The organism is Microcoleus sp. LEGE 07076 (genome assembly GCF_015207455.1).
Taxonomy (GTDB): domain Bacteria; phylum Cyanobacteriota; class Cyanobacteriia; order Cyanobacteriales; family Microcoleaceae; genus Microcoleus.
The window spans coordinates 1-3,087 of record NZ_JADEWV010000384.1; the positions used below are offsets into that span (position 1 = coordinate 1).

1 protein-coding gene and 1 pseudogene are annotated in these 3,087 nt (G+C 40.7%); both read left to right on the forward strand.

Annotation, left to right across the window (positions count from 1 at the left end):
• A pseudogene (locus IQ270_RS29360) lies at positions 1-272 on the forward strand (CHAT domain-containing protein); the annotation flags it as partial.
• A 185-nt stretch (positions 273-457) separates the two neighbouring features.
• The coding region (locus IQ270_RS29365; RefSeq protein ID WP_193976638.1) for a pentapeptide repeat-containing protein at positions 458-3,087 on the forward strand (2,630 nt) is incomplete at its 3' end.

Below are 3,087 nucleotides of genomic sequence, written 5' to 3' on the forward strand. Positions count from 1 at the left end.
TTTTCAACTCGTGTGATGGGTTGGGAATTGCCAACCAGTTAGCCGATTTGAATATGCCACAAGTAATTGTGATGCGAGAGCCTGTACCCGATATGGTGGCTCAAGAATTTTTGAAATATTTTCTTGAGGCGTTTGCTCGCGGCGAATCTTTGTATTTGGCGGTGCGGGAGGCGCGAGAAAGGTTGGAAAGTGTGCAGCGTGAATTTCCCTGTGCAACTTGGCTGCCGGTTATTTGTCAGAATCTTGCTGAGGAGCCGGTGAGTTGGCAGGAGTTATGTGGGGTAAAATCTGCCGTTGCGCCGCCTTCTACAAAAATTAGAATTCGTTGTAAGTGTTGCGAGTATGAAAATGTGGTAGATGTTATTTTTTGCGAGAATTGTGGTTATCCACTGCGGAATTGATTGATTCATAATAACTCCGAAAACTACTTTTCTTACTTACCAATTTGTAACTAAATATGACTCAAGACTTCTCTGGTCAAAATCTCCGAGGACGCAATTTCAAAGGTCAAGACTTTACGGGTGCAAACTTCTCCTATGCAGATATCCGAGGAGCAAATTTTACTGATTCTATCTTGATAGGTGCGAATTTTAGCCATGCTAAAGCAGGATTACCAAGCCAATGGAAATTTTTACTACTAGCATTTTCATTAGTTGTCGCATTTTTAGCAGGATTTGCCGCAGCCATTGGGGGCGCTTTTGTCGGCTCTTTTCTAGCCACTAAATATGAAAAGTTTTTCACCTATCCGGGCATATTTTATTTTATAGCCTGCATCGGTTTTATCAGCCTTCTTGTCTTTAAGGAGGTTAAATCAGTTTTTACTTTATCTATGGGCATAGCTTTTACCTTTGTTTTGGTTTTAACATTTAGTTTTGGTTTGTCCGTAGAAGTAGCTGGGCCTGTAGGTTTTGCTTTAGTTTTAATTTTAATTTTGGCTTTTATCTTTGCTTTAGCATTAGCTTTAACTTTTGCTGAAGCTGTAGCTAAAAAGTTTACTTTTGCTGTGACTTTGACGTTGTGTGGCTCTGCGATCGGGCTTTTACTTGTAACTTTTGCTCCTAAATTTGCAGACGTGAGGGCAGGGGCTGCAATTGGGATGCTATTTGGTACTTATAGTGTTACTTTTATATCCACTTATATTAGCTGGAGAGCTAAAGCTGAAGACATGAGATTTTTATGGCTAAAAAATCTAGCCGTCGAATATGCAGCTATCAAAGGTACTTACTTTCACGGAAGCGATTTAACCCATGCTAATTTTACTAAAGCAATTCTCAATAATACTGATTTTAGCAACGCAAATTTGACGCGCGCTTGGTTTAATAAGGCACAAAAATTAGATCGGGCTAAAGCAGATAACACTATTTTAGCCAAGCCATTGATCCGAGACTTACTCGTCACTGGCAATGGTGTTGGAAAATCTTACATGGGCGCTAATCTCAAAGGAGCCAATTTGATAGGCGCTGACCTAAATGGTTCTAATCTAAAAGGAGCTAATATCAGTGAGGCTAATTTCCAAGCCGCTAATTTAGAAGCGGCAAATTTAACGCTCACTGAAGCAATTGGCACTAACTTTACCAGCGCTCAGATGACAGGTGCTTCCGTTGAAGCCTGGAATATAGAAAGTAATACTAATTTGGATAATGTCGATTGTCGATATATTTATCTTTTAGAATCTTCAAAGCCCGGAACAGATGACCGCGAACGTCGTCCCAGCAGTGGCGAATTCGCGCCGGGAGAATTTACCAAATTATTCCAAGAAGTCCTAACTACTGTGGATTTAATTTTCCGCAACGGCGTTGACTGGAAAGCCTTTATTCCCGCCTTCCAACAAGTGCAAGTTGAGAATGAAGACACCGAACTCACTATCCAAAGCATCGAAAACAAAGGCGATGGGGTTGTGGTTGTTAGAGTCAGCGTTCCCCCAGATACCAACAAAGAAAAGATTCACAGAGAATTTACCCAAAACTACGAACTTGCACTCAAAGCCATAGAGGAAAAATATCAAGCTAAACTAGAAAGCAAAGATGAGCAGATTACGGTTTATCGCCAGCAGCTAGAAGATTCTCGTCAGAGAGAGATTCAGCAAAGTTCCAATATGGAAAAAATTATTGATATCCTGGCGAAACCAGCCCTTAATGTTCCCGTTAACGAGTCTGAAGTTCAAGCTATAGCCGCAGGCCCAACAGCGGTTAATTTAGTTATCCTCACACTGATATCTGGTGACTTTGAAACAGGATTTCCCTCTGTCATCGCTCAAATTTGGACTGAGGGGGACAGATTGCCTACTCAACATTCTGGTCAGTTACCACCAGCGCCAGAGATAGTTAAATTTTATCATCATTGGCAGTCAAAATATAATCGTTTCATAACGCCTATGAAGCCAAACCGGATGGATAAAAAGCCATTACAAGTAACCAATTGTGCTGATGTAGAAATATCTAGTTTAGCTGAAAATTTAGAGGAAAAACTTAATAAGTGGCTCAATGGTGAACTATTTTCTCCGATCGATCGCATCTTGCGCGAAAAATTCAACCGTTCTGATGAAGTGCGAATCATCATTCAATCTCAAAGCTCAGAAGTGCGGAAACTACCTTGGCATCTGTGGGATTTTCTCAAGCCTTACCGCAAAGCTGAAATTGCTTTAAGTTCACCTTTTTACGATCGACCTTTAAAAACTGCTCTTACCAGAGACAGAATCAGAATCTTATCAATTTTGGGCGACGATAAAGAAATTAATCTGAATAAAGACCAAGAATTACTAACACAGTTAGATGCAGAAACATCCTTTCTTGTCAAACCCAACCGCCAACAATTAGATGAACAATTGTGGGAGGAAAAAGGCTGGGATATCCTCTGTTTTTCCGGTCACAGTTCCAGCGAAATGGATGGTAGCACTGGTTATATTTATATCAACGATACGGATAAGCTAAGCATTCCCGAACTAAAAAATGCTCTCAGCACAGCCATTGAAAGGGGCTTGCAAATTGCAATTTTCAACTCTTGCGACGGTTTAGGATTAGCGAATCAACTGGCTCAATTGCACATACCGCAAATTATTGTTTTTCGAGAACCGGTGCCCGATGTAGT